This window comes from Paraburkholderia graminis (assembly GCF_003330785.1).
Classification (GTDB): Bacteria; Pseudomonadota; Gammaproteobacteria; order Burkholderiales; family Burkholderiaceae; genus Paraburkholderia; species Paraburkholderia graminis.
This window is the reverse complement of sequence record NZ_CP024934.1, coordinates 3,103,543-3,124,317: the sequence shown is the minus strand read 5'-3', so window position 1 is coordinate 3,124,317 and position 20,775 is coordinate 3,103,543. Positions and strand designations below refer to the sequence as shown.

At 61.3% G+C, this 20,775-nt stretch carries 22 protein-coding genes and 4 tRNA genes; 11 read left to right on the top strand and 15 right to left on the bottom strand.

The annotated features are described in order from the left end of the window. Positions 1-19: 19 nt before the first annotated feature. Both hemL and CUJ91_RS13890 read right to left on the bottom strand, forming a co-directional pair. Entirely contained in the window at positions 20-1,303 is a 1,284-nt protein-coding gene (gene hemL, locus CUJ91_RS13895) for a glutamate-1-semialdehyde 2,1-aminomutase (protein WP_114156397.1), read from the bottom strand. 166 nt (positions 1,304-1,469) lie between these two features. Then, the gene (locus CUJ91_RS13890; RefSeq protein ID WP_114156396.1) at positions 1,470-2,045 is read right to left on the bottom strand and encodes a hypothetical protein; all 576 of its coding nucleotides are present in this window, start codon (positions 2,043-2,045) and stop codon (positions 1,470-1,472) included. A gap of 250 nt (positions 2,046-2,295) precedes the next feature. Between CUJ91_RS13890 and CUJ91_RS13885 the strand changes: the two genes are divergently transcribed. Then, on the top strand, positions 2,296-3,516 hold the full coding sequence (locus CUJ91_RS13885; protein WP_006050169.1) for a Bcr/CflA family multidrug efflux MFS transporter: 1,221 nt from the start codon (positions 2,296-2,298) through the stop codon (positions 3,514-3,516). A gap of 162 nt (positions 3,517-3,678) precedes the next feature. After that, positions 3,679-3,909, top strand: coding sequence for a hypothetical protein (locus CUJ91_RS13880; RefSeq protein ID WP_006050170.1), 231 nt, complete (start codon positions 3,679-3,681; stop codon positions 3,907-3,909). Positions 3,910-3,932: 23 nt separating this feature from the next. On the opposite strand, the gene CUJ91_RS13875 is transcribed toward CUJ91_RS13880, so the two are convergent. The 5 genes from CUJ91_RS13875 to rph all read right to left on the bottom strand — a co-directional run bounded on the left by CUJ91_RS13875 (position 3,933) and on the right by rph (position 7,213). Beyond that, positions 3,933-4,304 (bottom strand): DUF3800 domain-containing protein, encoded by a 372-nt coding sequence (locus tag CUJ91_RS13875; RefSeq protein ID WP_006050171.1) that lies wholly within the window; start codon positions 4,302-4,304, stop codon positions 3,933-3,935. A 157-nt stretch (positions 4,305-4,461) separates the two neighbouring features. Then, positions 4,462-4,551 (bottom strand) — tRNA-Ser (locus tag CUJ91_RS13870). 55 nt (positions 4,552-4,606) lie between these two features. Further along, on the bottom strand, positions 4,607-5,836 hold the full coding sequence (gene hemW, locus CUJ91_RS13865; RefSeq protein ID WP_006050172.1) for a radical SAM family heme chaperone HemW: 1,230 nt from the start codon (positions 5,834-5,836) through the stop codon (positions 4,607-4,609). After that, on the bottom strand, positions 5,833-6,480 hold the full coding sequence (gene rdgB, locus CUJ91_RS13860; protein ID WP_006050173.1) for an RdgB/HAM1 family non-canonical purine NTP pyrophosphatase: 648 nt from the start codon (positions 6,478-6,480) through the stop codon (positions 5,833-5,835). The genes hemW and rdgB overlap by 4 nt, the downstream gene beginning before the upstream one ends. Further along, a complete protein-coding gene (rph, locus tag CUJ91_RS13855; RefSeq protein WP_114156395.1) occupies positions 6,473-7,213 on the bottom strand; it encodes a ribonuclease PH in 741 nt (246 codons plus the stop codon). The genes rdgB and rph overlap by 8 nt, the downstream gene beginning before the upstream one ends. Before the next feature lie 220 nt (positions 7,214-7,433). Between rph and CUJ91_RS13850 the strand changes: the two genes are divergently transcribed. From CUJ91_RS13850 to CUJ91_RS13830, 5 genes are all read left to right on the top strand, one after another. Next, positions 7,434-8,357: a YicC/YloC family endoribonuclease gene (locus CUJ91_RS13850; protein ID WP_107710705.1), complete on the top strand. Its 924-nt coding sequence runs from the start codon at positions 7,434-7,436 to the stop codon at positions 8,355-8,357. 17 nt (positions 8,358-8,374) lie between these two features. Continuing rightward, entirely contained in the window at positions 8,375-9,058 is a 684-nt protein-coding gene (gene gmk / locus CUJ91_RS13845; RefSeq protein ID WP_114156394.1) for a guanylate kinase, read from the top strand. Between the two features lie 60 nt (positions 9,059-9,118). Further along, the gene (gene rpoZ / locus CUJ91_RS13840) at positions 9,119-9,322 is read left to right on the top strand and encodes a DNA-directed RNA polymerase subunit omega (protein ID WP_006025620.1); all 204 of its coding nucleotides are present in this window, start codon (positions 9,119-9,121) and stop codon (positions 9,320-9,322) included. A 129-nt stretch (positions 9,323-9,451) separates the two neighbouring features. Continuing rightward, the gene (locus CUJ91_RS13835; RefSeq protein WP_006050177.1) at positions 9,452-11,815 is read left to right on the top strand and encodes a RelA/SpoT family protein; all 2,364 of its coding nucleotides are present in this window, start codon (positions 9,452-9,454) and stop codon (positions 11,813-11,815) included. Between the two features lie 92 nt (positions 11,816-11,907). Next, a complete protein-coding gene (locus CUJ91_RS13830) occupies positions 11,908-12,399 on the top strand; it encodes a phage protein NinX family protein (RefSeq protein ID WP_006050178.1) in 492 nt (163 codons plus the stop codon). 117 nt (positions 12,400-12,516) lie between these two features. Here CUJ91_RS13830 and CUJ91_RS13825 read toward each other — a convergent pair. After that, positions 12,517-12,593 (bottom strand) — tRNA-Arg (locus CUJ91_RS13825). 68 nt (positions 12,594-12,661) lie between these two features. Further along, positions 12,662-12,738, bottom strand: a tRNA-Arg gene (locus tag CUJ91_RS13820). Positions 12,739-12,858: 120 nt separating this feature from the next. On the opposite strand from CUJ91_RS13820, the gene greB reads away from it, so the two are divergent. Beyond that, the gene (gene greB / locus CUJ91_RS13815; RefSeq protein WP_029967984.1) at positions 12,859-13,428 is read left to right on the top strand and encodes a transcription elongation factor GreB; all 570 of its coding nucleotides are present in this window, start codon (positions 12,859-12,861) and stop codon (positions 13,426-13,428) included. Positions 13,429-13,554: 126 nt separating this feature from the next. Here greB and CUJ91_RS13810 read toward each other — a convergent pair whose 3' ends face one another. Both CUJ91_RS13810 and CUJ91_RS13805 read right to left on the bottom strand, forming a co-directional pair. Continuing rightward, the gene (locus tag CUJ91_RS13810) at positions 13,555-14,700 is read right to left on the bottom strand and encodes a porin (RefSeq protein WP_006050180.1); all 1,146 of its coding nucleotides are present in this window, start codon (positions 14,698-14,700) and stop codon (positions 13,555-13,557) included. A 538-nt stretch (positions 14,701-15,238) separates the two neighbouring features. Next, entirely contained in the window at positions 15,239-15,502 is a 264-nt protein-coding gene (locus tag CUJ91_RS13805; RefSeq protein WP_114156393.1) for a hypothetical protein, read from the bottom strand. Positions 15,503-15,928: 426 nt separating this feature from the next. Between CUJ91_RS13805 and CUJ91_RS13800 the strand changes: the two genes are divergently transcribed. Both CUJ91_RS13800 and CUJ91_RS13795 read left to right on the top strand, forming a co-directional pair. Next, the gene (locus tag CUJ91_RS13800) at positions 15,929-16,132 is read left to right on the top strand and encodes a cold-shock protein (protein ID WP_006050182.1); all 204 of its coding nucleotides are present in this window, start codon (positions 15,929-15,931) and stop codon (positions 16,130-16,132) included. A 191-nt stretch (positions 16,133-16,323) separates the two neighbouring features. Beyond that, on the top strand, positions 16,324-17,478 hold the full coding sequence (locus CUJ91_RS13795) for an exonuclease domain-containing protein (RefSeq protein ID WP_029967980.1): 1,155 nt from the start codon (positions 16,324-16,326) through the stop codon (positions 17,476-17,478). Positions 17,479-17,569: 91 nt separating this feature from the next. On the opposite strand, the gene CUJ91_RS13790 is transcribed toward CUJ91_RS13795, so the two are convergent. Both CUJ91_RS13790 and CUJ91_RS34395 read right to left on the bottom strand, forming a co-directional pair. Beyond that, positions 17,570-18,166 (bottom strand): chorismate mutase, encoded by a 597-nt coding sequence (locus tag CUJ91_RS13790; RefSeq protein ID WP_029967978.1) that lies wholly within the window; start codon positions 18,164-18,166, stop codon positions 17,570-17,572. 277 nt (positions 18,167-18,443) lie between these two features. Further along, on the bottom strand, positions 18,444-18,593 hold the full coding sequence (locus tag CUJ91_RS34395; RefSeq protein WP_006050185.1) for a hypothetical protein: 150 nt from the start codon (positions 18,591-18,593) through the stop codon (positions 18,444-18,446). A gap of 675 nt (positions 18,594-19,268) precedes the next feature. Here CUJ91_RS34395 and CUJ91_RS13785 point away from each other — a divergent pair. After that, the gene (locus CUJ91_RS13785; protein ID WP_171800576.1) at positions 19,269-19,469 is read left to right on the top strand and encodes a hypothetical protein; all 201 of its coding nucleotides are present in this window, start codon (positions 19,269-19,271) and stop codon (positions 19,467-19,469) included. A gap of 125 nt (positions 19,470-19,594) precedes the next feature. Here the strand turns inward: CUJ91_RS13785 and CUJ91_RS13780 are convergent. Both CUJ91_RS13780 and CUJ91_RS13775 read right to left on the bottom strand, forming a co-directional pair. After that, a tRNA-Thr gene (locus tag CUJ91_RS13780) sits at positions 19,595-19,670 on the bottom strand. A gap of 54 nt (positions 19,671-19,724) precedes the next feature. Further along, the gene (locus tag CUJ91_RS13775) at positions 19,725-20,741 is read right to left on the bottom strand and encodes a class 1 fructose-bisphosphatase (RefSeq protein ID WP_114156392.1); all 1,017 of its coding nucleotides are present in this window, start codon (positions 20,739-20,741) and stop codon (positions 19,725-19,727) included. Between the last annotated feature and the right edge of the window lie 34 nt (positions 20,742-20,775).

Genomic DNA, 20,775 nt, shown 5'->3' with positions numbered 1-20,775 from the left:
TGTGGTCAGTACGTTCAGCTCAGGCAGTCAGCGACGCAAATGCGCCACGCGCCGCTTCGATCGTGGCGTCGACGATAGCGTCGTCGTGAGCAATCGAAACGAAGCCCGCCTCATACGCGGACGGCGCGAAGTAGACGCCGGCGTCGAGCATCTTGTGGAAGAACGCGTTAAAGCGCGGCACGTCGCTCTTCGTGACTTCGGCGAAGCTCGTCGGAATGGACTCGGTGAAGTAAAGCCCGAACATGCCGCCGAGCGAATCCGCCGCGAACGGCACGTTGGCTTCGCGCGCGACTTTCGTCAGACCTTGCGCGAGACGGGTGGTGCGCGCGGCGAGCGTGTCGTAGAAGCCCGGCGCCTGGATCAGTTGCAACGTCTTCAGGCCTGCGGCCACCGCGATCGGATTGCCCGACAAGGTGCCCGCCTGATAGACGCCGCCGAGCGGCGCGAGGTGAGCCATGATGTCGCGCCGTCCGCCGAAGGCCGCCGCCGGCATGCCGCCGCCGATCACTTTGCCGAGGCACGTCAGGTCCGGCGTGATGCCGTAGACCTGTTGCGCACCGCCGAGCGCGACACGAAAGCCGCACATCACTTCGTCGAAAATCAGCACCGAGCCGTACTCGGTGCACAGGCGCCGCAATGCTTCTAGGAACTCGGGCGTCGCGCGCACCAGGTTCATGTTGCCCGCGACCGGTTCGACGATCACCGAGGCAATCTCGTTGCCGAACGCCTTGAACGCTTCTTCGAGCGCCGCGACGTTGTTGTATTCGAGAACCGTGGTGTGCTTCGCGATGTCCACCGGCACGCCCGCCGACGTCGGATTGCCGAACGTCAAAAGGCCCGAGCCGGCTTTCACGAGCAGGCTGTCCGCGTGGCCGTGATAGCAGCCTTCGAATTTGACGATGCGGCTGCGATTCGTGAAGCCGCGCGCGAGACGCAGTGCGCTCATGGTTGCCTCGGTGCCGCTCGACACCATGCGCACCTGTTCGATCGACGGCACGAGCTTGCAGATTTCCTCGGCGATTTCGATTTCCGATTCGGTGGGCGCGCCGAACGAGAAGCCATTGGCCAGCACGCGCTGCACGGCTTCGAGCACTTGCGGGTGAACATGACCCAGGATCATCGGGCCCCAGGAGCCGATGTAGTCGATATAACGCTGGCCGTCGGCGTCCCAGAAGTAAGGCCCTTGCGCGCGTTCGATGAAGCGCGGCGTGCCGCCGACGGAGCGGAACGCGCGGACCGGCGAATTCACGCCGCCGGGGATGGTGCGTTGCGCGCGCTCGAAAAGGGTTTGATTTTTGGACATGGCGATGACTGGATTGGGTTGCGCGGCGGCGCGGTTTGCTTGCGGGCGAGTCGCGCGGCGCCGGAGTAGGTGAGGAAATTGTACCGGAGTCGGTGTCTGAAGGCTTTGGGCGGCTGTGCGGACTTTGCGCGGCTTTTGCGCGCGGGCGCGGCGTTCAGGCGCACTCTCAGCGCTGCGACGGGCGCTTGCGGGCCGGCGTCCTGGCAGGCGGCGCGTTGGCGCCGGCTAGCGTCGCGTGCGCAGCATGCGCCGTTACCTTGCTCGAACGTGCGGGACCGGATGGCGCGTCGAGTGCAGGCGGCTTGCGCTTTCCCGTGAGTTCGGCCCAACGCTTCTCGAGCGCGCCTTCGGCAATCGGTTTGATCACTGTGCCGGAACTTTGCGCGTCCCACGTCTGCACTGAGAATGGATGTACGCGCAACATGTCGCGAGGAATCACCACGTTCTGGTGCGCATCCACAAGCCAGTCATACACGAAGTCGATGCACAGACGATAGCCGCGCTTCGTCGCGGAATCGGGGACCTCGTAGGGCGCGCGCGTCACATAGCCCGTGCCGAAAATGCCCTTCGGTTCCATCGCGACGCGATGCAGAAACACGCGATCGCCAGGCAGGATGCCGCGGGCAAATCCGCAGCCCCAGACGTCGGCGACCGCGATGCCCGCGGCGACGCGTTTCGCCACGTCGGGCAACTCCGGCCACGGCCATTTTTTGGGGCTCCAGATCAACAGAAAGGCAGTCATTTCAGCGTTGCAGATCAGTCACGTTTTGAAGGCGTCGAGGGAATTTCGTACGACGCCCAAGGGTTCACGCGGCAGCTTAACCGATCGGCGGCACGCTTGCCGCGAGGCTTCGTCGAGTGCGAGTTGCTGCTCGCGTCGCGTGCCAGGCGCGGCACACGCGGTAAGCGTCGCGTACAATTCATCCGGTCAATGCCGGTCTTTCGTATCACCGCGCCGCCTCGTTAAGGACGCGCGCTTCACCTGGATTCCCATGTCTCATGTCACCGGACGCCGGCCAGATGGCCGGCTGATTCTGTTGCTCGGCGCGCTTGCCGCCTGCGGACCGATTTCGATCGACATGTATCTGCCGAGCTTGCCCACCATCGCGCAGGCATTTGCGATCGGCACGAGCGCGGCGCAGACCACGCTCACCAGTTTCATGTTCGGCTTTTCGATCGGCATGCTGCTTTATGGGCCGCTCTCGGATACCTATGGCCGCCGGCCCGTGCTGCTCGGCGGCATCATCATGTATGCGCTCGCGAGCATTGCATGCACGCTGTCGTTCTCGATCGGCGCGCTGGTCATCTTTCGCTTCGTGCAGGCGCTCGGAGCAGGCGCGGCCTCCGTGCTCGCTCGCGCCATTGCGCGCGATGCGTACGGTCCGACCGACGCGGCACGCGTGTTGTCGATGCTTGCCATCGTCACGTCGATCGGTCCGTTGCTCGCGCCGCTGATTGGCGGGCAATTGCTGCTGCTTGGCGGCTGGCGCATCGTGTTTATCGCGTTGACGCTGTTCGGCACCGTCTGCGCGATAACCGCGTTCCTCAAGGTGCCGGAAACCTGGCCGCGCGAGAAACGCGCGCACTCGGTGCTTCACAAGTCGTTTGCCGCGTATGGCCGACTGTTGCGCGATCCCGTCGCGTGGGGGCACATGTTGTGCGGGGGCATGGCGTTCGCGTCGATGTTCGCGTACATCACGGCGACGCCGTTTGTGTACATCGAATATTTTCACGTGTCGGCGCAGCACTATGGCTTTTTGTTTGCGCTGAACATCGTCGGCATCATGTTCGGCAACTTCATGAATACGCGGCTCGTCGGCCAACTCGGGTCATTGCCGATCATTTCGTTTGCCGCGACCGTGAGTTGCATCGCGTCGCTGTTCGTCTGCCTCGTCTCGTTGACGGGCTGGGGCGGGTTGTGGTCGATCGTAGCGGGGCTCTTCTTCGTGGTCGGCGTGGTGGGTTTGCTGTCGGCCAATTGCACGACCGATCTGATGCATCGCTATCCGGCCAACGCGGGCGCGGCGGCCGCGGTGTTCGGCGCGATGCAACTGGCGCTCGGCGCGCTGTCGAGTCTCGCGGTCGGCCTCTGGACCGATGTCTCGCCGAAGGGCATGGGCATTGTGGTCGGCGTGGCGGGGACGCTGTGTTATGTCGGCCGCATTCTGGTCGTCAGATGGCATGGAACGAAGGCGCCCGTGGCTGTCGTTTGAATGCAGCGTCATGGTGACGGCGTGTTATTGACTTTGGCTGTGTGTCGGCGGGGCCGGCGTGCAGCGTGCATCTAGCGGAAAACACCAGGTGTTGCGCGCACGCGACCTTGCGTTTGAATTTGCATTGCTATGATGAGGTCACTGTTCCTCGGAGCGGCAATCATGGCGATCAGAGATTTGATGAACGGCGAGCGGCAACATGCGGCATTCGCCGAAGCGCAGAAGCTGGCCGACAGCGGCGCCTATCACGATTACACGGACATCGAATACGTATTGCGCTTTGATTATGGCTTGACCGATGTATCGACGCTGCTCGACAGTCAGTTGATGCATCGCGATCTCAACCGGCGTTGTGCGGACGCGCGGGAGAGGGTCGAGGCGGTGAGTGTTTGATGCGAGGATGACGCGAGGCGGCTTCAATCAGATCTACGCGCGTTGGATCGGCGGGTGCTGGAGGTCTTCATTCGCAGATATTGACGCACGCGTTCCAGGCCGTACTGAATGCCGATGTGATAAGGATTGTACGGATTGGTGTATCTGTCCTTCAATTTACGTTTGTCGATAACGACACCAATCACCGTTAAGGGTAAGTCGTCGATTATCGAGGTCAAACGTTCAAGGAACGTTTCTCGTGGCTCCTTGCTGAGTCGGGCAAACGCCCCGCGCTTGCGGCGAATGTCGGACTCATGCAGAACGACGCAATCGTGGCCGAACGTCTCGAACTTCAACCTCTTGATCCGCGGAACCAGGATGTCTGCATAGTCACTTTTCTTGATGAGCAGAAACACAGCACGAATAGTGGGTAATCCGTGTCGATAGACGTACGGCTGTGGTCCCCGCTTTCGTCAACGAAAACGATATAGTCGCTATGCATTCGGCAATGAGATCTTTTATCGGCGCAAACGAAAAACGGGCCTGGCGGCCCGTTTCGTATAAGACAAGTCCTGGCGGAGGCGGTGAGATTCGAACTCACGGAAGGATCACTCCTTCGCCGGTTTTCAAGACCGGTGCCTTAAACCACTCGGCCACACCTCCAAGCCGCAAATTGTAACCTGAAAAAACCTCGCTGCGGCGCTCGAGCCATCCGCATTCACTGCGGATCTTTCAGAAACAACGCCTGTAGATCGTTCAGAAACGCTTGCCCAAGCGGCGTCGGCGCAATCTTCTCGTGATCGCGCGTGATCAGCTTGCGGCGCTCCGCTTCCTGCAAAGCCGGCTCGATCGACGTCATCGGCAAACCCGTGCGTTCGATAAACCGATGCACCGGAAAACCTTCCACCAGCCGCAGCGCATTCAGCATGAATTCGAACGGCAGATCGCGCGGTCCGACTTCATGTTCTTCCTGCACCGCCGCGCCGGCTTTGGCCTGCTCGATAAACGTAGCCGGATGCTTATAACGCGCCTGCCGCAGCACGCGATTCGGAAACGACAGCTTCGTATGCGCGCCGGCGCCAATGCCCAGATAGTCGCCGAAACGCCAGTAGTTCAGGTTGTGCTTGCTCTGCCGATGTGGCTTCGCATACGCGGACACTTCGTAGCGCTCATATCCCGCAGCCGACGTGCGTTCCTGAATCCAGTCCTGCATATCGGCGGATGCATCGTCGTCGGGCAGGGCGGGCGGAAACTTTGCGAACAGCGTGTTCGGTTCGAGCGTCAGGTGATAAAGCGAAAGATGCGGCGGCGCGAACGACAACGCGGTATCGATATCGGCCTGGCACTCGGCAAGCGTCTGCTGCGGAAGCGCGAACATCAGATCGAGATTGAAGTTATCGAACGTAGACGCGGCCACCTCGACGGCACGACGCGCTTGCGTCGAATCGTGAATCCGGCCGAGCGCCTTCAGATGCGCTTCATTAAAACTCTGAATGCCCACCGACAACCGGTTCACACCGCTCGCGCGAAACTGAGCGAACTTCGCGGCCTCGAAGGTGCCGGGATTGGCTTCGAGCGTGATCTCGGCATCGGCGTCGAGCGGCAGCAGCGCGCGAATGTCCGACAGCATGCGGTCGAGCCCCGCCGCCGACAGCAAGCTCGGCGTACCTCCGCCGATAAACACCGTATGCACCTGCCGCCCCCACACCAGCGGCAGCGCCATCTCGAGATCGGCGCGCAACGCATCGAGATAATCGTTCTCGGGGAACGTGTCGCCCTTCCATTCGTGCGAGTTGAAATCGCAATACGGACACTTGCGCACGCACCACGGAAAATGCACATACAGCGAAAGCGGCGGCAGCGACGTCAGCCGTATGCTGCCTGGCGACGTGAATGCCTTGATGACGCCATTGCCGACATCGGCGGGCGTCGGCTTGATCGGAATCACGCTTCCTCCGTCAGACGCGCGAGCAGTTGGCGCAACGCAATCGCGCGATGGCTGCTGGCGTTCTTCGCCGATGGCTCGAGCTCGGCGGCACTCGCGTTCAGCGACGGCAGGAAGAAGTACGGGTCGTAGCCGAAGCCATTCGAGCCGCGCGGCGCATCGAGAATCTCGCCGTGCCAGCGGCCTTCGGCGATCAGCGGCTCGGGGTCGTCCGCGTGACGCACGAGCGCGAGAACGCAGTAGTAATACGCGCGTCGATCGCTCTCGCCTTGCAATGCCGAAACCAGCCGCGCGTTATTCGCCGCGTCGCTTTTCTCGCCGCCGGCTAGCTGTGCGTAACGTGCCGAATAAACGCCCGGCGCACCGCGCAGCGCGCGCACGCAAAGACCGGAATCGTCGGCGAGGGCGGGCAGGCCCGTGAGCTTCGCGGCATGCCGCGCCTTGGTCAAAGCGTTTTCTACAAACGTGGGATGCGGCTCTTCCGCTTCCGGCACGCCCAACGCGCCTTGAGCAATCAACTCGATGCCGGCCGCGTCGAGCAGCGCTGCGAACTCGCGCAGCTTGCCCGCGTTATTCGACGCGAGCACGACCTTGTTCAACGACGAACTGGAACTAGCCGCGCCGTTGGCTTCACGAACTTCATTCACCTCGATACTCCAATGCTTCTTTCTGCTTCGCGATCAACGTGGCAATGCCGTCGCTCGCTAGATCGAGCAGCGCGTTCATTTCATCGCGCGAAAAAGGTACGCCTTCCGCGGTTCCCTGAATTTCCACGAAGCCGCCCGCGCCGGTCATGACGACGTTCATGTCGGTCTCGCATTGCGAGTCTTCGTCATAATCGAGATCGAGAACCGGCAGACCGTCGTACACTCCGACCGAAATGGCCGCGACGTAATCGCTGATCGGCGAGCTTTCGATGCGGCCCGCGGCCAGCAGTTTGCTCACCGCGTCGTGTGCGGCGACGAAAGCGCCGGTGATGCTCGCCGTGCGCGTGCCGCCGTCGGCCTGGATCACGTCGCAGTCGATATGCAGCGTGCGTGCGCCGAGTTTTTCCAGATCGAACACCGAGCGCAGCGCGCGGCCGATCAGACGCTGGATTTCCTGCGTGCGCCCGGTCTGTTTGCCGCGCGCGGCCTCGCGGTCGCTGCGCGTATGCGTGGCGCGCGGCAGCATGCCGTATTCGGCGGTGAGCCAGCCCTGGCCGCGATCGCGCAGAAACGAAGGCACGGTCTCGGCGATGCTCGCCGTGCAGATCACCTTGGTGTCGCCGAATTCGACCAGCACCGAGCCCTCCGCGTGCTTCGTGTAGTGGCGCGTGATGCGCACGTCGCGCAACTGATGGGCGAGGCGTCCGCTGGGGCGTTGAGTGGTGTCGGTCATGTGGATTGGGTCAGGAAGAAAGCGGGAGGGGAAAGCAGGATTTTACAGCCGATCGGGGCGCGCATGCGTCCGGCGGCTGGGCGCGTCGGCCGGGGCTCTACAAGGGGTCTCATCGACAAAAATGGGATAATGCCTGTTCACCGCCTCGCGTCTCGTACACGCCGGGCGATTCGACTCTTCGGCCATGCTTTTACGCAAGGCCACCATCGCGAGAAATACGATGATCTACAGCATGACTGGCTATGCGAGCGCGACACGCGAACTCGTCGCGGCTTCGGGCACGGGCGGCGTGAGCGTGTCGGTCGAACTGCGCACGGTGAATTCGCGCTTTCTCGACCTCAACTTCCGTATGCCGGAAGACGTGCGTGTGTGCGAACCCACGCTGCGCGAAATGCTGATGAACAAGCTGTCGCGCGGCAAGGTGGATATTCGCATCAATCTGCAGCGCAGCGAACAGACGGCGAACGCAGGCTCGATCAATCATGACGCACTGACGCAACTGGCGCTGCTCGAGCGCACCGTGCTCGCGACGTTTCCGGAAGCGGGCCGTCTGCGCAGCGGCGAAATTCTGCGCTGGCCGGGCGTGCTCGCCGAGACGGGCGTGGCACCGGACGTGCTGCGCGACGCGGTGCTCGCGTGCGGCAAGCAGGCGATTGCCGATCTGATCGACGTGCGGGCCCGCGAAGGCGCGCAACTCGCGACGATGCTGCTCGCCAACGTCACGGAAATGGAAGCGATCGTCACGAAGATCACGCCGCTCGTGCCGGAGTTGATTACGAAGCATCAGCAGAAGATCGTAGAGCGCTTGCAGGAAGCGCTCGGCATTGCGGCGCCGGATACGGCCGCGACCATCGTGTCGCGCGAAGAGATCAACGAGCGGATTCGCCAGGAAGTGACGATGTACGGCATCCGCATCGACATCGCCGAAGAACTGTCGCGCCTCACGGCTCACCTGAACGAAACGCGTCACGTGATCCAGAAGGGCGGCAAGGTCGGCAAGCGCCTCGACTTCATGATGCAGGAGCTGAATCGCGAAGCGAACACGCTCGGCTCGAAGGCGGCGGCGAAAGAACTGGCGGATTCGTCGATGACGCTCAAGCTGCTCATCGAACAGATGCGCGAGCAGGTACAGAATCTGGAATAAGGCGGGAGCATCACAACATGACCGATCATCACACACGCGAAAGCGGCGCACCGCGCAACCCGTATGCCGGCGCATATCCCGGCAACCTGTTCATGGTCGTCGCGCCTTCGGGCGCCGGCAAGTCGACGCTCGTGAATGCGCTGCTCGCCCGCGACGAAGCGATCCGTCTGTCGATCTCGTACACGACGCGCCCGCCGCGTCCAAAGGAGCAGGACGGCGAGCACTATCACTTCACCACCGTCGACGATTTCATGCAGCGTCACGACGCGGGCGAGTTTCTCGAAAGCGCGGAAGTGCACGGCAACTACTACGGCACGTCGCGCGTGTGGATCGAGGAGCAGATGAAAAGCGGCCATGACGTGCTGCTCGAAATCGACTGGCAGGGCGCGCAGCAGGTGAAGAAGCAGTTTCATAACGCGGTCGAGATTTTCATCTTGCCGCCGTCGCTCGAAGCGCTGGAAGAGCGTCTGAAAAAGCGCGGTCAGGATGAGCCGAACGTCATCACGCGACGTCTGCTCGCAGCGGGCAGCGAGATGGCGCATGCGGCCGAAGCGGAGTACGTGGTGATCAACGAGAACTTCGATCGCGCGCTCAGCGAACTGCAGTGTCTCGTGGCCGCGACGCGTTCACGCTTCGCCTCGCAATACGCGCGTCATACGCAGCTTTTTGTGCAACTCGGCATTCACCTTCCGCACCCCTGAGCGCGGCGGCGATTCGAGCACATAAGGTAGAATAAGCAACATACTGAGAAGGAACCCAACATGGCCCGCATTACCGTCGAAGACTGTCTCAAACAGATCCCGAACCGTTTCGAACTCGCGCTTGCCGCGACCTATCGCGCGCGTCAGCTCGCTCAAGGTCACACGCCGAAGATCGAAAGCCGCGACAAGCCCACGGTCGTCGCGCTGCGCGAGATCGCTGCCGGCCAGGTCGGTGTCGAAATGCTGAAGAAGGTGCCGGTTTAAGGCGCGCTTTCCCCGCTTCTGATTATTGATTCGCCACATGTTTCTGGCGCGTTTTCCAGTCACACCTGCTTTACCTGATTGCATCAACGTGCAGACCGGCGTCCACTCCTAACCGCTACGGAGGCGAACATGAGCACCACCCCGCCCACCGCCACGGAAGCGGAGCACGACGCCGATTCACCTTCGTCCGCACGCAAGTACATCGACGCGGTCCTCGAACAGTCGTTTCGCCATCTGTTCGGCCCGACCGCCACGCCGGAGCAACCGCGCCGGCATGACGTCGTTTCCATTGCCAAGCTGACGTCCGCTTTGTCCGGCTATCTGCAGCCGGAGGAAATCAAGGACGTCAAGGCGGCCTTCCATTTCAGCGACGAAGCTCACCTCGGCCAGTATCGCCAGAGCGGCGAGCCTTACATCACGCATCCGGTTGCCGTCGCGGAAATCTGCGCCGGCTGGAATCTGGACGGCCAGGCCATCATGGCCGCGCTGCTGCATGACGTGATGGAAGACCAGGGCGTGACCAAGGCCGAGCTCGCCGAGCGTTTCGGCGCGAAGGTCGCGGAACTGGTCGACGGTTTGTCGAAACTCGACAAGATGGAGTTTCGCAATCGCGAGGAAGCGCAGGCGGAAAACTTCCGCAAGATGCTGCTCGCAATGGCGCGCGACGTCCGCGTGATTCTGGTCAAGCTCGCCGACCGGCTGCACAACATGCGCACGCTCGGCGCGGTGCCGCCGGAAAAGCGCCGCCGCGTGGCGCGCGAAACGCTCGATATTTACGCGCCGATTGCACACCGGCTCGGTCTGAACAATACGTATCGCGAGCTGCAAGACCTGAGCTTTGCGAACTTCAATCCGCATCGGTACGCCACGCTCGAAAAAGCCGTCAAGGCCGCGCGCGGCAACCGGCGCGAAGTGGTCGGGAAGATTCTGGAATCGGTGCAGCGCGCCATCGCCGACGCGAAGATCGACGCGGAAGTCACCGGCCGCGAGAAAACCATCTTCAGCATCTATAAGAAGATGCGCGACAAGCAGTTGTCGTTCTCGCAGGTGCTGGATGTGTACGGCTTTCGCGTGGTGGTCGACAGCGCGCTCGAGTGCTACACCTGCATCGGCGCGCTGCATGCGTTGTACAAGCCCGTGCCGGGCAAGTTCAAGGACTACATCGCCATTCCGAAGGTGAACGGCTATCAGTCGCTGCACACCACGCTCGTCGGCCCGTTCGGCGCGCCGATCGAGTTTCAGGTGCGCACGCGCAAGATGCACGAAATCGCCGAAGCCGGCGTGGCCGCGCACTGGCTGTACAAGAACGGCAGCGCCGATCTCAACGACGTGCAAAAGCGCGCGCACCAGTGGCTGAAGTCGCTGCTCGACATTCAGAGCGAAGCCGGCGATTCGAGCGAATTCCTCGAACACGTCAAGATCGATCTGTTTCCGGATGCGGTCTACGTGTTCACGCCGAAGTCGAAAATCATGGCGCTGCCGCGCGGCGCCACCGCGCTCGACTTCGCGTATTCGATCCACAGCGACCTGGGCAACCAGTGCGTCGCGGTCAAGATCAACAACGAATTGCTGCCGCTGCGCACGGAGTTGAAGAGCGGCGATATCGTCGAAGTGATTACGGCGCCGTATTCGAAACCGAATCCCGCGTGGCTCGGTTTCGTGCGCACCGGCAAGGCGCGCTCGGCGATTCGCCATTATCTGAAGACGATGCGCCTGAACGAATCGGTGCAGCTTGGCGAGCGCCTCGTCGATCAGGCGCTGAAGGGCTACGGTCTCGCGCTGTCGGACGTGACGCCCGAGGCATGGGAAAAGCTCGTTCAGTGGACCGGCAACAAGAACGGCCAGGAAATCTTCGCGGACATCGGTCTCGGCCGGCGCGTGGCGGCGGTCATGGCCAAGCGAATCGAAGTGCTGATGAGCGGCCGCGACGCCGACGACGACTCGCGCTCCGATTCGGGCTCGGCGCCTCATGCGCCGCCAGTCGTGATCACCGGCACCGAGGGCATGTCGGTGCAACTGTCCGCCTGCTGCCGTCCGATTCCCGGCGACGACATCATGGGCTACATCGGCATCGGCCTCGGCATGGCGATCCACACCACCGACTGCCGGGTTGCCCAGCGCATTCACCGGCGCGATCCGGCGCGCTGGATCGACGTGGCCTGGGCGCCGCAGCCGGGGCGTCTGTTCGACGTCGCGGTGAAGGTGCTGGTCAAGAACACCAAGGGCGTGTTCGCCCGCGTGGCCGCGGACATTACGTCGGCGGACGCCAACATCGTGCACATCGCGATGGACGAAGATCTGTCGCAGGAATCCACGGTTCTGCGCTTCGTGATCCAGGTCAGCGACCGCGTCCATCTTGCCAACGTCATGCGCCGCGTGCGCACGAATCCCGACGTGATGCGCATTGCGCGCGAACGGCCGAGCGACGACGGGCATCATCGGCATGACGGCGGCAGCGGCATGCGGATCGAGCGCGAGCGGGCCGATTACTGATCCGGCGCGTGCTGGTGAAGCAAATGTCGTTTCTTCTGCAGGAACACACCGGCGATAGGCGAGTCTGACCTGAAAACTCAGGGAGAACGCTGATGAAAGTAGCTGACCTAGAGGGCCTCGCACTCGACTATTGGGTGGCCCGCAGCCTGCACGACTTCGTGCGCGAAATCCAGTTCACCGACAGCGGCGAAACCGTCTCGATTCGCGGCAACGACCGCGGTCGTCCGTGGGACGGCCGCTTCACGCCGAGCAAGTCGTGGGATGCCGCGGCAGTGGTGCTGGAGCGCGCGCGTCGGATCGAAATGCGCGAACGCAGCGAAGAGGGGCCGGCACAGTGCGTCGCGGAATTCGAAGGCGGTCGCGGACCGGTGGAAGGGCGCGCGGACTCGGTGCGCGTGGCACTGCTGCGGGCGTTTGTCGAAAGCCGGTTTGGCGATAGCGTCGGCGACGTGCTGCATGAACCGCAGTTGCTGATGGGCGTTAGCGCGCGGCGCATTGCCGAGGCGACGGCGGGCGATACGTTCGAAGACGTTCCTAGCCCGGACGGACATATCGGCGATATTCAGTCGCCGCCGCGGCCGTAAATAAGCGCGCCGCGGCCACGAGTGGCTGGTCGAATCGAATAATCGGAGTAAAACGGCGGCGTCGAAAAACGTCGTCGAAAAAACAAAGGGCCTTCCGATTGGAAGGCCCTTGAAAAGTGGTGCGGCTGGCAGGATTCGAACCCACGACCCCTTGGTTCGTAGCCAAGTACTCTATCCAACTGAGCTACAGCCGCACGCGAAACTGGTAAAGCGAAATTGGGTAAAACGTAAGGGCCTTCCCGGAGGAAGGCCCTCGAATAAGTGGTGCGGCTGGCAGGATTCGAACCCACGACCCCTTGGTTCGTAGCCAAGTACTCTATCCAACTGAGCTACAGCCGCACGCAGAAACGAGATTATAGCAAAGGTTTCAAAAAAGGGAAGCGTGTAACTGCGATTTGTCTCATTGCCATGATCGTGTACCCTAGTGAGGCAGTCGTTTGCTGCAGCTTATGGATCATCATGAACAAGGCCTTTGTCAAAGAGTCGAGCGAAGATAACGACGACGATCTCGACGTCGCCCAGCCGGACATCCCAGCGGGTACCAAGAACTACATCACGCCGGCGGGCTACCGCCGCATGCGCGACGAACTGCTGCATCTGATCGACGTCGAGCGGCCGGAAGTGGTCAAGCTCGTGTCGTGGGCGGCGTCGAATGGCGACCGGTCGGAGAACGGCGATTACATTTATGGCAAGCGCCGCCTGCGTGAGATTGATCGGCGCATTCGTTTTCTGACCAAGCGTCTCGACCTCGCGGAGATCGTGGACAGCAGCAAGCAGGAGAATGTCGATCAGGTCTTTTTCGGCGCCACGGTCGAATATGCGACGCAAGACGGCGACGAGCATACGGTGACGATCGTCGGTATCGACGAGGTCGATCTGGACATCGGGCACGTGAGCTGGATTTCGCCGATCGCGCGAGCGCTGCTGAAGGCGAAGGTCGGCGATACGGTGACGTTGTATACGCCTGCCGGACCGCAGCCGATCGACATACTCGACGTCAAATATCCGCCGCCCGATAACGGCGGCTAGTTTTCCATCCGGGCTGATTCCGCCGCGTCCGTCGCGTCGGTGGCCTTCGCGGCGTTCCAGGCAGGGCAGGCAATAAAAAAGGCGCCGCAAGCGGCGCCTTCCATGTCGCGAGTCCTGCCTGCCGCTTTAGAAGCGGTGACGCAGGCCTGCCGTGACAGCGATCTGCTTGTTGTTGCTCGAAGCAGCCAGACCGTTGATGTCCGCGTTAACAACCGCGTTCTCGTTGACTTGCTGGTATTCACCCTGCAGATAGACGTCCGTGCGCTTGGACAGTGCGTATGCCGTTTGCAGGTTGAACTGGTTCCAGTGCGGACGGGTGCCGGCGAGGCTGGCGCGCGTGTACGTGTACGAACCGGCGATGCTGACAGCCGGCGTCAGAGCGTAGCGAGCGTTAGCTTCGAAGTTCTGGAAGTGCGCGCTGTCACCACCGAAGGCGACGCCGCCCGTCTGGCCCGACGCGCCTGCGCCGATGCCGGCGAGGCCCGACAGGTTCGTCTGCGAGTACACGAGACCGACGGTCGCCGGACCGAACGCGTAGCTCGCGCCCGCGCCCCACGTCTGCTGACGGCTAGCGAAGAAGGTGTTGTCGCTCGACACTGCGCCGCCGGCGTTGAACGCCGCAGCCGCGCCCGTCGCGCCGTTGTTGTTCAGTTGCAGGTACGCTGCGCCGACATTCAGGCCGCCCCAGTTGTACGATGCGCCGGCGCTGTAAGCGCGGTTGTTGGCGAAGCCGTCAGCCTGGTTCGAGAAGCCGTACAGGCCGCCGAACTTGAAGCCGCCGTAGTTCGCGCTCGTGTACTTGACCGAGTTGTTGATGCGGAACGAGTTGTTCAGGTTGTCGTTGTCGAACGGATGGGCGAACTGCGTGCCGCCGTACTGCGTGCCGGTCAATGCCAGCGGGCCGACGAAATCGACCATGCTGTCATATTGACGGCCGAGGGTCACCGCGCCGAACTGGTTGCTCGACAGACCGACGAATGCCTGACGGCCGAATTCGCGGCCGCCTTGCTTCAGCGAACCGTCATTGATGCCGAAGCCGTTTTCCAACGTGAAGATTGCCTTCAGGCCGCCGCCGAGGTCTTCAGCGCCGCGCAAGCCCCAACGGCTGCCGTTCACCGAGCCGCTGGTTTGCTGCCAGTTGCTGTGACCGTGCTGGTTGTTGGTGTACGTGATGCCGGCGTCGATCAAGCCGTACAGAGTGACGCTGCTTTGGGCGTGCGCCGCGGTGGCAAAAACGCCCGTCAGGGCTGCGACCATGAGAGTCTTTTTCATCTTGTTACTCCGAAAGCAAGAATTGGCGGTGAACGCTGCTTCGGAAAACCTTCACGCGGACGCTGCGAGAGGCGTATCCGCGAGAAGAGCGTCTGAATGCGGCGCTGTTTTCCGGTTACGCAAAGTGTAGAGAGACCGTCTAATCAATGGGCGTTTCTGTTTTCGCAATAGAGTATTACGCCGTTCGAAACGATATGTGGACGCGTTGAAAGCCCCGCCGGTTAAGGCTTTCGAGAGTACCAAGGGCTCATGCAAGGGGTGCGGAGGAATTGGCGTTGCTTATATACGACGCTTATCCGATGCAAAAAAACAACAAGAGCGGCTATGCGAAGTTATTGTTGTTGTTAATGCAATAGACGATTGTTATTTGTGTGAATAATCGGACTCAGAAATAAGCGCTATACTGAATTACCGCTTTCCGAAGCGGACTTTTTCGTTGTCGAAAAAGATCTCCAAACCTTTGTCAGCGCGACTTCCCAGTCGCGCTTTTTTTTGCGCGCTCAGAACTGCGAAGCCCGATTTGGCGCGTGACTTCCGCTCAATGCGCCGGTGCGGCGTAGTCGGTGTTCCACCGTTCGGTCGGCGTCGAGGAACTCCAGTCCTCCATGACGTAGCGCCGGGCGTCCATCGGCGACGACAGCAGGTTTTGCCAATGATCGCCGTGCCATACCGGGTCGAATTCGAGGGCCGACGAGTTCTGCCGGTCTGCTTCGGCACTGGAAGTGCGAGATGCTTGCGACGGTGATTGAGCGAAATGAGGAATGAGCCGGGCAAGAATGAGGCGGATAGTGCGGAACTGCATGGCAATCTCCTGATGCGCATTACTGCAAATGCATAGCTTCATGATGCGGTTCGCTCGGCGAGGCGAACAAGTCGGAGAAACACTTACCAAAGTCACAAATCGTTACAAACGTCGCGTGCATTTCGGGAAGTCTTTCTCTTTTTCGTGCTCGCGTCAAAGGGGGAGTAAATTTGACGCGAGCGCGAGTATCGAAACGCCGGTTATTTCCGCCATTGGCTAACTTTTCGCTTATCCAACGTCGTACTTAAGGACTATTAAAAATTCACTTGACGGTGATTCACTGCGCCCCGTATAACGGCAAAGCTGAATTCAGTAGCCGCTCCGAGTGCGCAATGCCTCAGGGATATTCCTTATGGATAAGATGGCAATGGATTGAGGCGTTGAGGGCATTGCCCGATTTGATAATTCGTTGAGGGAAACTGGAAAATGGAAACAGGTATCGTCAAATGGTTTAACGATGCTAAAGGTTTTGGCTTCATTACGTCCGATTCGGGTGGCGAAGATCTCTTTGCGCATTTCTCGGAAATCCGCAGCGAAGGCTTTAAATCGCTGAAGGAAAACCAGCGTGTATCTTTCGACGTCAAGGCCGGCCCCAAGGGCAAGCAGGCGGCGAATATCCAGCCGCTGTAAGCAGTAGTGCCGCTGCCCCGTAGCGCGCGGGGCAGGGTCCGCTGCTAAAGGCCCTCGCGATTCATCGCGGGGGCTTTTGTTTTTATTCGCTTCGGTCGGGCGTGGGGTCCCGCTGGCGCGATCTACGCACGGTCGGCGGCCGCCAACTAGTGCATACTTGGCGCAAAGTCACGCGTCCAAGCATTCTCTCCATGTCCGAACAGTTTTTGGCCGAACCGGCCTTCGCAGAGCCCATCGTCTTTGTCGATCTTGAAACCACCGGCGGCTCGACCAGCGAGCACCGCATTACCGAGGTCGGCGTCGTCGAAGTCGGGCCGGCCGGCGTCACGCGCTGGAGCAGCCTCGTCGATCCGCAGCAACCGATTCCGTCCTTCATTCAGCAGCTGACCGGCATCACGAATGCGATGGTGCGCGGCGCGCCGACATTCGACGCCATCGCGCCCGAACTCTTTGCCCGCCTGAACGGCAAACTGTTCGTCGCGCATAACGCGAGCTTCGACCGGGGTTTCTTGCGTGGCGAATTCCGGCGCGCCGGTATTTCATTCGACCCGGACGTGCTGTGCACCGTGCGCCTGTCTCGCGCGCTGTTTCCGTCGGAAAAGCGTCACGGACTCGATGCGCTGGTCGAGCGTCATTCGCTCGTGCCGTCGGATCGCCACCGCGCGCTCGCCGACGCCGATCTGATCTGGCAGTTCTGGCAGCGCCTGCATGGCCTCGTGCCGCTCGACGTTTTAAGGGCGCACATCGAGCGCACGACCCGGCGCTACCGGCTGGCCGGCAACATCACTGAAGATCTGCTCGACACGGCGCCTGCGGGCTGCGGCGTCTACGCGTTCTATGGAGACGACGACTTGCCGCTGTATGTCGGACGAAGCGTTCGCGTCCGTCAGCGGCTTCGCGCGCATCTGACAGGGGAGCGCCGTTCGTCGAAGGATATACGGCTTGCGCAGCAGGTTCGGCGTGTCGAATGGCGCGCGACGGGCGGCGAGCTGGGCGCAATGCTGACAGAGGCACAGTGGATTGCGGCGCTGCGGCCGGGGCACAATCGCGCGCCGCGCGTCGCCAAGAGCGATCCCATCGACGCGCCGTGGCCGTTTGTCGGGCCTGTCGTTTTCGAGGAGCGGGAACAAGCGTCAGAGGCGTGCGCTTTTCATGTTGTTGACCGCTGGTGTTATATCGGCCATGCGCCGTCGCTGGAGCAGGCGACCGAGTTGCACACGTCGCGTCTGGATAGCAGCGGCTTTGAGCTTTCGACGTATCGGATTTTGCAAAGCCATCTCGCACGCGGTTTGCGGATGACGCCGCTGACGGTCGTGAACGCGGAGCCTGTCGTGGGCGTTGCCTGACCGCTTCGCCTGCACATTCACCCGCTCGTTCCGCCCGATCGTGCAAGCCCCGCAGCGCGATCAGTCCACGCCTTCCTCCTGGCGTCCGCCGTCAGCCCGTCGCGCCGACGCCGCCGCTTTCGCACACGTGTCCAAGCGCATGAGTTAGCGCATTCGACCGGGTCGAGTCATAGCGGGTCAGCGACTTCCAGTTAGCGAGCGCTTGCGCGACGCGCGACGGACAGTCCGGCGCCGCGCGCAGCGGTTGCACGCGGGCGAGGCCGGCGACGAGCGCCTGCGTCAAGCGGTCCAACTGAGGGCGCGTGCTCGTCGCGAGGTCCGGCGCCGGTTCTTGTGGCGGCTGAGTCGCGCGCCAGTTCGCGAACAGCGCGTTTTGCACCTCTTTGCTGGCGTCTATCTGATCCTGGAAGAAAGCGCGCGCGAACGCCGGATCCACGTTGGCCGCCGCGGCTCGCTTTTCCACATCGGCGAGCAGCGCCTGTTCGCGCGGCGTGTCGGTGATCGCTTGATGGTTGGCCCACTTCCACCGCGCCACCGGCTCGGCGAGCGCAAGGCGTTGCGACGCAAGCGCGATCACGTTGGTTAGCGCGGTATCGTCGCCATCGGCAAAGGCGGGGGCTGGCGCGAACGCGGCACAGGCGAAGAGCGCCAGCGCGCACGGCGCAGCGAAGCGAAACAATCGATTCATGGGATCAACGGTCGGCCGGGTGGCCCAGAAGGAAAAACCAGAAGAATAGACGATCTACGATCGCACAGGCGCGCTCCCGGGCGGAGCCGCTGCTGGAAGCAGAGCACAACCGATGCTCGCGCAGCGGAAGCGCGCAAGCGCAACGACAGGCGCCGGCACTACGCGGCGGCAGTCCGTCTATTGGTAGCGTCCAAACGAAAGCGATCGGGGAGCGCGCGAGCCACCAGACCTCATGCACGAGACACGAAGACCGCTGCTGCGTTGCGCCACTGCACAGTTACTTTGCGTCGCACGACTTACGTTGTTCGTCGAAAAAGGCGCGCACGTGCTCCGGCAGTTCCGCACCCAAAAATTCGACGCCGACAGGTTCCGGATCCGGGCTGAAAACTTTGTCCGGGGTCGGAATCTTCGGTGGTTTGGCATCCATGATCTTTCTCCTTTACAAACTCATTATTCCCTCGGGCCCCGATTAGCACCAGTGCCCGATTAACATCACGCGTTCTTTGTTGCTTTAACGGCACAGCGCACCATTTCAGCAGAGTCTTCTGATTAAATTTATAGGTTCGCAGCTTGTGTTGTTCTGTGGGCTTGCGTACGTTCAGCGCATCAATTCATCGGTAGATTCCCTGGCGCCTTGTCAGGCGGGCCGCCCAAGCACTGCTGCCTCTCGGTCTCGCGAGTCCGCTCCTGTTCATTCCGGGTATTCCCCGATTCAAAGCTTCTTGTGCGCCGCCGCATCGGAATCGTTTTCCGCGCTAAAAGGCGAACGTTCGTTTATTACCGAGCCGGACCTTATATCGCGAGAAAGCTTTACCTCTTTGTAAACGAGCGACGTGTCGCGCCGTTGACGATCAACGGCCTCTTTTTTCAAACGCGACTTAAGACTTTTTAGGAGTTTCACTGAATGGTTTAAGCATTCGGCCGGCGTTGCATTCCAGCTCGCGCATTTCGCGACAAAACATCATCGCTCGATGACAACGCCGGCAGCCGCGATCCTGGCTTCTATGATGTGAAGACGTATCGTCAACCGAGAGTGCGTTGGGCAACGGACGCGCGTCTGCCGATGCGGAAGATGGTCGTCTTCGCCTTCAGAGAGTGGGTCATGGAAAACGCTGTGTACTGGAAGGGACGTCAGGTTGGCATCGAATGCGACGGCCGCATCTCGTGGTTTCCGTCGGCGCCGCAGGAAGCGGTCGCTGCGTATTGCGGCGACGAACGCAGCAACGTCGAGCAGGGCGTCGCGACAAACGATTCCGTCGTCGCGCGCAACCTCGTCACGATCGCGCGCTTGCACGGCGACTGAGCGGACTTTTGCGGATAGCCAAAGCCAACTAGTAACCGCAGACGCGTGTTGTCCCAACCTCGATAAACGCATCGCCAAAACAAAAAGCCCAGTCGCGAGGACTGGGCTTTTTGCTTGAATCTTGATGGTGCCGGAAAGAGGAATCGAACCCCCGACCTTCGCATTACGAATGCGCTGCTCTACCGTCTGAGCTATTCCGGCATCAGGAGAAGCGAGATTATAGGGACTTCTTTATTGGCTTGGCAAGCCCCTCGGTCAATTTTTTGTTTCGAGATGGTAGCGGGTCACGCGGTCCACTTCGTTCTTCGAGCCGAGGAACACCGCGACGCGCTCATGCAGGCTCTTCGGCTGAATATCGAGAATGCGTTTCTCGCCATTGGTCGCGGCGCCGCCTGCCTGTTCGACGATAAACGCCATCGGGTTCGCTTCGTACATCAGACGCAGCTTGCCCGGCTTGTCCGGCGTGCGCTTGTCGGCCGGGTACATGAAGATGCCGCCGCGGTTCAGGATACGATGCACGTCCGCGACCATCGACGCGATCCAGCGCATATTGAAGTCGCTTTGACGCGGACCTTCCTTGCCTTGCTTCAATTCGCCGATGTACTGCTCGACGGGCGGATACCAGTGCCGCTCGTTCGACGCGTTAATCGCATATTCGCGCGTCTCGACCGGAATGCGCATGTCGCTTTGCGTAAGCACCCATGAACCGAGCTCGCGGTCGAGCGTGAAGCAGTTCACACCGTTGCCGGTGGTCAGTACCAGCACCGTTTGCGGCCCATACACCGCGTAACCCGCGGCGACCTGCTCCGTGCCCGGCTGCAGGAACGACTGCTCGGTAGGCTGCTGGCCGTCCGGGCAGCGCAGCACTGAAAAGATGGTGCCGATCGACACGTTCACGTCGATGTTCGACGAGCCGTCGAGCGGATCGAACACGAGGAGATATTCGCCCTTCGGATAGTTCGCGGGAATAGGGAAGAACTGCTCCATTTCCTCCGATGCCATGCCTGCCAGGTTGCCGCCCCATTCATTCGCTTCGAGCAGGATCTCGTTTGACAGAATATCGAGCTTCTTCTGTACTTCGCCCTGCACGTTCTCGCTGCCCGCGGTGCCGAGCGCATCGCCCAACGCGCCCTTGCTGACGTGATAGCTGATCGCCTTGCATGCCCGCGCGACAACTTCGATCAAAAGGCGCAGATCGGCCGGCAGGTTATTGGTTTCCCGCTGCTGCTCGATCAGGTACTTCGTGAGAGTGGTACGACGTTGCAAGGACATTGCTGTACTCCAGGAGGCTTGAGGAATATCCGGA

Coding starts and splice junctions, on each gene's coding strand:
- hemL (WP_114156397.1), bottom strand. CDS start 1,303: ATGTCCAAAAATCAAACCCTTTTCGAGCGCGCGCAACGCACCATCCCC.
- CUJ91_RS13890 (WP_114156396.1), bottom strand. CDS start 2,045: ATGACTGCCTTTCTGTTGATCTGGAGCCCCAAAAAATGGCCGTGGCCG.
- CUJ91_RS13885 (WP_006050169.1), top strand. CDS start 2,296: ATGTCTCATGTCACCGGACGCCGGCCAGATGGCCGGCTGATTCTGTTG.
- CUJ91_RS13880 (WP_006050170.1), top strand. CDS start 3,679: ATGGCGATCAGAGATTTGATGAACGGCGAGCGGCAACATGCGGCATTC.
- rph (WP_114156395.1), bottom strand. CDS start 7,213: ATGACCGACACCACTCAACGCCCCAGCGGACGCCTCGCCCATCAGTTG.
- CUJ91_RS13850 (WP_107710705.1), top strand. CDS start 7,434: ATGATCTACAGCATGACTGGCTATGCGAGCGCGACACGCGAACTCGTC.
- gmk (WP_114156394.1), top strand. CDS start 8,375: ATGACCGATCATCACACACGCGAAAGCGGCGCACCGCGCAACCCGTAT.
- rpoZ (WP_006025620.1), top strand. CDS start 9,119: ATGGCCCGCATTACCGTCGAAGACTGTCTCAAACAGATCCCGAACCGT.
- CUJ91_RS13835 (WP_006050177.1), top strand. CDS start 9,452: ATGAGCACCACCCCGCCCACCGCCACGGAAGCGGAGCACGACGCCGAT.
- CUJ91_RS13830 (WP_006050178.1), top strand. CDS start 11,908: ATGAAAGTAGCTGACCTAGAGGGCCTCGCACTCGACTATTGGGTGGCC.
- greB (WP_029967984.1), top strand. CDS start 12,859: ATGAACAAGGCCTTTGTCAAAGAGTCGAGCGAAGATAACGACGACGAT.
- CUJ91_RS13810 (WP_006050180.1), bottom strand. CDS start 14,700: ATGAAAAAGACTCTCATGGTCGCAGCCCTGACGGGCGTTTTTGCCACC.
- CUJ91_RS13805 (WP_114156393.1), bottom strand. CDS start 15,502: ATGCAGTTCCGCACTATCCGCCTCATTCTTGCCCGGCTCATTCCTCAT.
- CUJ91_RS13800 (WP_006050182.1), top strand. CDS start 15,929: ATGGAAACAGGTATCGTCAAATGGTTTAACGATGCTAAAGGTTTTGGC.
- CUJ91_RS13795 (WP_029967980.1), top strand. CDS start 16,324: ATGTCCGAACAGTTTTTGGCCGAACCGGCCTTCGCAGAGCCCATCGTC.
- CUJ91_RS13790 (WP_029967978.1), bottom strand. CDS start 18,166: ATGAATCGATTGTTTCGCTTCGCTGCGCCGTGCGCGCTGGCGCTCTTC.
- CUJ91_RS34395 (WP_006050185.1), bottom strand. CDS start 18,593: ATGGATGCCAAACCACCGAAGATTCCGACCCCGGACAAAGTTTTCAGC.
- CUJ91_RS13785 (WP_171800576.1), top strand. CDS start 19,269: ATGGAAAACGCTGTGTACTGGAAGGGACGTCAGGTTGGCATCGAATGC.
- CUJ91_RS13775 (WP_114156392.1), bottom strand. CDS start 20,741: ATGTCCTTGCAACGTCGTACCACTCTCACGAAGTACCTGATCGAGCAG.